General features: G+C 67.3%; 5 protein-coding genes. 3 read left to right on the forward strand and 2 right to left on the reverse strand.

Annotated elements, in window-relative coordinates; genetic code table 11:
• The first annotated feature begins 244 nt into the window (after positions 1-244).
• Positions 245-1,528: a PAS domain-containing sensor histidine kinase gene (locus AC6H42_RS28020; RefSeq protein WP_497549454.1), complete on the forward strand. Its 1,284-nt coding sequence runs from the start codon at positions 245-247 to the stop codon at positions 1,526-1,528.
• 15 nt (positions 1,529-1,543) lie between these two features.
• On the opposite strand, the gene rpoD is transcribed toward AC6H42_RS28020, so the two are convergent.
• Positions 1,544-4,081 carry an RNA polymerase sigma factor RpoD gene (gene rpoD / locus AC6H42_RS28025; protein ID WP_497549455.1) on the reverse strand — a complete coding sequence of 846 codons (2,538 nt, stop codon included), beginning with the start codon at positions 4,079-4,081 and terminating at the stop codon, positions 1,544-1,546.
• 334 nt (positions 4,082-4,415) lie between these two features.
• Between rpoD and AC6H42_RS28030 the strand changes: the two genes are divergently transcribed.
• On the forward strand, positions 4,416-4,931 hold the full coding sequence (locus AC6H42_RS28030; RefSeq protein ID WP_497549456.1) for a ProQ/FINO family protein: 516 nt from the start codon (positions 4,416-4,418) through the stop codon (positions 4,929-4,931).
• Positions 4,931-5,617 (forward strand): 3'-5' exonuclease, encoded by a 687-nt coding sequence (locus AC6H42_RS28035; RefSeq protein ID WP_497549457.1) that lies wholly within the window; start codon positions 4,931-4,933, stop codon positions 5,615-5,617. The genes AC6H42_RS28030 and AC6H42_RS28035 overlap by 1 nt, the downstream gene beginning before the upstream one ends.
• Here AC6H42_RS28035 and AC6H42_RS28040 read toward each other — a convergent pair.
• On the reverse strand, positions 5,614-7,056 hold the full coding sequence (locus AC6H42_RS28040; RefSeq protein ID WP_057155727.1) for an aminotransferase-like domain-containing protein: 1,443 nt from the start codon (positions 7,054-7,056) through the stop codon (positions 5,614-5,616). The genes AC6H42_RS28035 and AC6H42_RS28040 overlap by 4 nt on opposite strands.
• Positions 7,057-7,257: the final 201 nt, after the last annotated feature.

A 7,257-nucleotide genomic window follows, 5' to 3' on the forward strand; every position in this document is an offset into this window, starting at 1 on the left:
AATACTCCCAATATTGGATGACGAGTTTCCGGGCCGAAGTCGGGACGCGGTTTGCGGGTCCGGCTTCATCGTCCCGCCAACGTTTACGGTTGTCAAGAAACTCCGGCGCGCAGTGTCGCATCTTCAGCCTGCCTTCAACAGGGTATCGGACTGCTAGTCAATAATGATTTCCGTGCGCCAAATTGATGCCGAACTGTGCTATACAGTAGCGATGCCAAAAACATAATATTGGGTGCAATCGAAGATGTTTCCACCAAACACAACCTGGCTGGCGCTGCTGCTGGCCGCCGCCCTTGCCATGCTGGCCGTCCTCGCCGCGCTGGCGCTTTGGCGCCGGGCCGCCCTGGCTGCGCTCGCCGCCGACGCCGCCGAAGCCGAACTGGCGGGCCTGCGCCAGCGCCTGGCCGCCAGTGAAAGCGGCGCCGCCTTGCTGGCGCGCGGCGAGCGGCAGTGGCGCGACATCCTGGACCGGCTGCCGCTGGCGCTGTTCCTGAAAGATGCCGACTCCCGTTTTGTCATGATGAACGCGGCCTGTGAACAGGCTTTCGGCCAGCCCTACAGCGCCCTGGCCGGCACCCACGGCGGCGAGCACTACCCGCCCGAGCAGCAAGCCGGCTTCCTGGCCGCCGACCGCGCCGCGTTCGCCTCGCACAGCCTGTGGACCGACGAGGAATGGGTGTGGCACGCCGGCCTGCGCCAGGACCGCCGCCTGCTGACCTACAAGCAGCCGCTGTACGACGAAGATGGCCAGCCGGCGCTGCTGATCGGCATGTGCCTCGACGTGACGGAGCGCCGCGCCGCAGAGGAAGCACTGCAGTCGACCTTGCGCCAGCTGCGCGAGCTGAGCGACCTGCAGGAAGCCGCACGCGAGCGTGAACGCCGCCGCCAGGCGCAAAGCCTGCACGACGACCTGGGCCAGAGCCTGATGGCGCTCAAGCTGGACGCGGTCCTGCTCGGCACGGCCTCGCAGGCGCGCCATCCACGCCTGCACGGCCACAGCGTGCGCGTGCTGGGCACGCTCGACAGCGCCATCGGCGCGGTGCGCGCGCTGATCAACGATCTGCACCCGAGCACACTGGAACTGGGCTTGCCGGCCGCCACCGACTGGCTGCTCAAGCAGCAGGAACGGCGCAGCGGCATGCACTGCCAGTTGCACATGATCAGCGACAGCGCCAGCGCCGCGCTGACGGCGCCGCAGACCTGGGCCATCTTCCGCATGATCCAGGAAGCGATGTTCGCCATCGAAAGCTATGCCAGGGCGACCCGGGTCGACGTGTCGCTGGACCTGCGCCCCGGCGCCCTGCTGATCATCATCAGCGACAACGGCCTGGGCCCGCAGACGGGCGGCAGCCGTGGCGCCACGCTGGCCATGCTGGCGCTGCGCGAGCGCGTGTCGGCCTACGGCGGCGAACTGAGCGAAGACAGTGCGCCGGGACGCGGCACCACCCTCACCATCATGTTGTCCGACCATGAAAAACGGGAGGCCGCAGCCTCCCGTCTTGACACTTCCGCCGACGCCCGCCACTGAGCGGCGCCGCCGCGCTTAGTGCGTGGTCAGGAAGGTCTTCAGCTTGTCCGAGCGCGACGGCTGGCGCAGCTTGCTCATGGCCTTCGCTTCGATCTGGCGGATGCGCTCGCGCGTCACATCGAACTGCTTGCCCACTTCTTCCAGCGTGTGGTCGTTCGACATTTCCACGCCGTAGCGCATGCGCAGCACCTTCGCTTCGCGCGGGGTCAGCGAGTCCAGCACTTCCTTGATCACATTGCGCATCGAGGCGTGCAGCGCGGCGTCCAGCGGCGCCAGCGTGGTGTTGTCCTCGATGAAGTCGCCCAGCTGCGAGTCGCCGTCCTCGCCCATCGGGGTTTCCATCGAAATCGGCTCCTTGGCGATCTTCATGATCTCGCGGACTTTGTTCTCCGGCATTTCCATCTTGACCGCCAGCGTCGCCAGGTCCGGTTCGCTGCCGGTTTCCTGCATGATCTGGCGCGAAATACGGTTCATCTTGTTGATGGTCTCGATCATGTGCACCGGCACGCGGATGGTGCGCGCCATGTCGGCGATGGAACGCGTGATGGCCTGGCGGATCCACCAGGTGGCGTAGGTCGAGAACTTGTAGCCGCGGCGGTATTCGAACTTGTCCACCGCCTTCAGCAGGCCGATATTGCCCTCCTGGATCAGGTCCAGGAACTGCAGGCCGCGGTTGATGTACTTCTTGGCGATCGAAATCACCAGGCGCAAGTTGGCCACCGTCATTTCGCGCTTGGCGGTGCGGGCGCGCTTCTCGCCGGCCGCCATCTGCTTGTTGATCTTGCGCAGGTCGGCCAGCGGCAGCGCCACGCGCGCCTGCAGGTCGATCATCTTCGACTGCAGCTCTTTCACGGCCGGCACGTTGCGGCCCAGCACGGCGCTGTACGGGTAGCCGGCATCGACTTCGCCGTCCACCCAGTCCAGGTCCGTCTCGTTGCCCGGGAAGACCTTGATGAAGTGGGCGCGCGGCATGCCGCAGCGGTTCACGCACAGCTCCAGCACGGCGCGCTCGATGGAACGCACCTGCTCCATCTGGCCGCGCAGGGTGTCGCACAGCTTTTCCACCACCTTGGCGGTAAAGCGGATGCCCAGCAGCTCGGCGGAAATGATTTCCTGCGCCTTGTTGTAGGCCGGCGAACCGTAGCCGCCGGCGGCCTTGCGCATCTTCTCGAACTGCACTTCGATCACTTCGAACTTTTCCAGCGCGCCCTTCTTCAGCTGCACCAGCTGCTCGGTCGAGAAGCCGGCCGCGCCGCCGTTGGCGTCGCCGTCTTCCTCTTCGACTTCTTCTTCCTCTTCTTCGTCCTCGTCCGAGGCGTGCGCATTGGCAGCGGCGGCCGGCGCCGGCGCCGGGGCGTTGCTGGCTTCGTTCAGATCGACGAAACCGTCCACCACTTCATCGACCTTGGCTTCGTCGTTCTCGATCTTCTTGGCCAGCGCGATGATTTCCGCGATGGTGGTCGGGCAGGCCGAGATGGCCTGGATCATGTCCTTCAGGCCGCCCTCGATGCGCTTGGCGATCTCGATTTCGCCTTCGCGCGTCAGCAGCGCCACGGCGCCCATTTCACGCATATACATGCGCACCGGGTCGGTGGTGCGGCCGAAGTCGGAGTCCACGGTCGACAGCGCGGTGGCCGCGGCGGCCTCGACTTCGTCGTCGCTGGTGACGGCGGCCACGTTGTCGGTCAGCAGCAGGCTTTCCGCGTCGGGCGCGCGCTCGTAGACCGCGATGCCCATGTCGTTGAAGGTGGCGATGATGCCTTCGATCGCTTCCGGATCGATGATGTTTTCCGGCAGCTGGTCGTTGATCTCGGCGTAGGTCAGGAAGCCGCGGTCCTTGCCCATGTTGATCAGGTTCTTGATCTGCAGGCGGCGGCGTTCCAGGTCCTCGGCGGTCACGCCTTCGGTGCTCAGCGCGTCCAGGCCCTTGGCCTTGCGCTCGCGCGCTTTCGACACGGCCTTCAGTTCAGCGCGCTCGACGGCGTTCAGCGCCGCCACTTCATCGTTTTCCGGCGTGAATTCGCTCGGCTTGCGGCCACGGCGGCCCGGCACTTTGACGCCCGGCAGCAGGTAGCCGGAAGTATCGATGGTGGCCAGCGTGGCGGCATCGGTCACCTGGCTCACGGCCGGCGCCGCGCCCGGCGCGACCATCACCACCGGGGCCGGCTCGGCCTTGGCCCTGGCGGCGCGGGTCTTCACCACCACCACCGGCTTGGGACCGGCCGGGGCCGCCAGCGACACGGCGGCCGAGGCGGCGCCAGCCTTGCGCGCCACCTTGACGGTGGCCTTCTTCTCTTCGGCGGCGACTTCGGCCACGGCGTCCATGTCCGCGGACGTCAGTTCGGCCAGCTCGGCCACGTCGGCGGCGGCGTTATCGGCGCCGGCCACGGCGGCCAGACGCGAGCGCGTCTTTTTTACAACGGTAACTTTGCCGGCAGCCTCTTGCGCATTGTCGATGACATAAGATAAAGTGGTCTTAGGTACCGCCAGTTCCGCCGTCTTGGCGCGGGGAGCTTTGGTGGACAGCGTGAGGGTTTTCGGCGTTTTCGTCATTACAAATATCTCTCAATGGCAGACCCGGGGGCCGGCGGCGCGTAGTGAAAACAATGCCACCCGGGCCGGCAAGGGTCCGATGGCGCGTAGGGGTGCTGGAATGAAAAAAGCCCGTTCGGACGGGCTGGCAACTACGTACAGTGCAGAGCGGGAAAAGGCAGAGCAACTCCTGTTTCAACCTGACGGGCACGGTGCTTCATTTGGTGCGTCGGCAATTATAGCGCGTTTCAGGCTGGCGCGCACGCGCAAAGATGTGGTTAAAATAACATTTTGGCGGATTTGGCAATGCACTCCCCTGCCCAGCGTGATATGCTGGCGGCTCTTTGCTTAACCTGTGATGTCGATGAACACTAGCCTTACCCCTGAGCCAGCGGCTGAAGTTACCACCCCGGTCGTTGCCAACCCGGCCGCTGTCAAGCCGGTTGTTGCCGCGCCGGACGGCGCCGCGCCAGCGCTGACCGCCCGCACCCTGCTGAAACAGCTGCAACAGCAGTTCCCTCCTTTCCGCGATTGCCTGCCCCTGTCGATCGGCATCGACAAGCAGATCCTGGCGCAAGTGCCGGGCATCGACAAAAAGCTGATGCGCACCGCGCTGGGCATCCATACCGGCTCGCAGCGCTATCTGCGGGTGATGGAAAAAGCCACCGTGCGCTACGACCTGGACGGCACCGCCGGCGCCGAGGTGACCGATGTGCACCGCAAGCACGCCAAGGAAGTCTTGAAGGAGCGCCTGAAGAAGGAAGCCGACCGCAAGAAAGCCGAACGCGAGGCGGCGGCGGCCGAGGAAGCGGCCCGCGTGCGCCAGGACAAGCTGGCCCAGCTGACGGCCAAGTTCTCCAAAAAAGGCTGATGAGCGACACCGCTGCGGTCGCCGCCGAATCCGCGCCCGAGCTGCCGCCCTACGTCGGCATTACGCTGGCCGAAGTGCGGCTGGTGAAAACCGCCGCCGAGGCGGAGGAGGCGCAGGCGGCGCTGCTGGCGGCCGACGCAGTGGGCTTCGACACCGAATCCAAGCCGACCTTCCAAAAGGGCCAGAGTTCCGACGGCCCGCACCTGATCCAGCTGGCCACCGACCGCCTGGCCTATCTGTTCCAGATCGGCGCCGCGCCCTCGCCGGCGCTGCCGGCGCTGAAAGCGGTGCTGGAGTCCGAATTGACGCTCAAGGTCGGCTTCGGCCTGTCCGACGACGTGCGGCGGCTGCGCGCCAAGCTCGGCATCGAGCCGGCGCGCGTGGTCGACCTGTCGGTGGCGCTGCGCGGCGGCCAGCGCAACGACCTGGGCGCGAAAAGCGCAGTGGCCAAGTTCTTTGGCCAGAAGCTGCAAAAATCGAAGAAAATCTCCACCACCAACTGGGCCAGCGCCCGCCTCAGCGAGCGCCAGATCCTGTACGCCGCCGACGACGCGCAAGTGGCGCTGCGCGTCTACCGCCACTGGATCGCTGCCGGCAACGTGCTGCCGCCGCAGCGCCCCGCCAAGGCGCGCCGCCCGCCGCGCGCCCGTCCAGCGGCCGGCGCGTCCCCCGCCAGCGACAGCTAACACCGTAGCAAGCTGCCCAGCGTGGCGATGGCCGCTTCATGCGCGGGCGTCCACGGATGGCCGTAGTTCAGCCGCAGGCAGTTGCGGAATTCGCGCTTGGCCGAGAACATCGGCCCCGGCGCGATGCCGATGCCGTGTTCCAGCGCGGCGGCGTGCAGCGCCAGCGTGTCCGCGCCGTCCGGCAGCACCACCCATAAAAAGTATCCCCCTTCCGGATGCGTCACGCGCGTGCCGGCCGGGAAATGCTCGGCCAGCGCCGCCAGCATGCGCGCCTGCTGGGTCTTCAAGGCGCTGCGCAACTGCCGCAGGTGGCGGTCGTAGCCGCCCTGCCCCAGGTAGTCGGCCAGCGCCAGCTGCGACGGCATGGCGGCGGCCAGGCTGGTGCTCAGCTTGAGCCGCTCGACTGCCTGCGCGTAGCGCCCGGGCGCCGCCCAGCCCACGCGAAAGCCCGGCGCCAGGCACTTCGAGAATGAACTGCAATGCAGCACCAGCCCCTGCCCGCCCGGCGCGTCGTAGCGCTTGGCCAGCGCCGGGCGGCGCGCGCCGAAATACAGTTCGCCGTAGACGTCGTCCTCGATCAGCGGCACGCCGTGCGCGGCCAGCAGGACCACCAGCGCCTGCTTCTTCTCGGCCGGCATCAGGCTGCCCAGCGGATTCTGGAAACTGGTCATCAGCCAGCAAGCGGCGGGACGGTGGCGCTGCAGCGCCGCGGCCAGCGCGCCCAGTTCCATGCCCTCGCGCGGATCGGTGGCCACCTCCACCGCCTTCAGCTGCAGTCGTTCCAGCGCCTGCAGCGCCGCATAGAAACTGGGCGACTCGACCAGCACCGTGTCGCCCGGCCTGGCCACCGCCTGCAGGCACAGGTTCAGCGCTTCCAGCGCGCCGTTGGTGACCACGATTTCCGCAGCCGCCACCGGCGCGCCATCCAGCTGGTAGCGCAGCGCGATCTGGCGCCGCAGCTCGCCGTTGCCGGCGCCCAGGTCGGCCACCGAGCTCCATGGGTCCAGCCGGCGCATGCTGGCCGCCACCGCGCGCGCCAGCTTCGGCAGCGGAAACAGCTCGGGACTGGGGAAGGCGGAGCCGAACGGCGCCACCTGGCGTGCACGCGCCGCCTCCAGCACGCCGAACACCAGCCCGCTGACGTCCACGCTGCGCGGCGCGCCATCCGGACGGGTGGGCTCGGGGTCGGGCTGGAGGCCGCCCTGAACGCCGGGCGCGGCGGCCGGCGCGCGGGCCGGCGCCACGTAGTAGCCCGAACGCGGGCGCGACTCGATCACGCCGCGCGCCTCCAGCAGGTAGTAGGCCTGGAACACGGTGCCGGGGCTGGCGCCGCGCCGCGCGTGCTGCTGGCGCACCGACGGCAGCCGCTCCCCCGGCCGCAGCACCTGCCGCGCCACCATGTCCTCGATCTCCTGCGCCAGCGCTTCATACAGTTTCAAACTGATCCTTGGTTTTTATGCGATTCTGAGTCTGTCAAACTTGGCAACACAGGCGTATCCTGTCCCCTGATTCCCATCCAAAAGCTATTTTAACGGGACACCCATGCATACCACCTTATCGAGCCTGTTCGCGCGCTCCTGTGGCGCCGCGCTGCTGGCCTGCGGGCTGGCAGCGGCCGCGCCGGCCGGCGCCGCGCCGGC

The sequence above is a fragment of the Massilia sp. NBRC 108631 genome, from assembly GCF_059704565.1.

Bases quoted from the DNA above. Each gene is read 5' to 3' on its own strand.
- AC6H42_RS28035 (WP_497549457.1), top strand. From the start codon at position 4,931: ATGAGCGACACCGCTGCGGTCGCCGCCGAATCCGCGCCCGAGCTGCCG.
- AC6H42_RS28020 (WP_497549454.1), top strand. From the start codon at position 245: ATGTTTCCACCAAACACAACCTGGCTGGCGCTGCTGCTGGCCGCCGCC.
- rpoD (WP_497549455.1), bottom strand. From the start codon at position 4,081: ATGACGAAAACGCCGAAAACCCTCACGCTGTCCACCAAAGCTCCCCGC.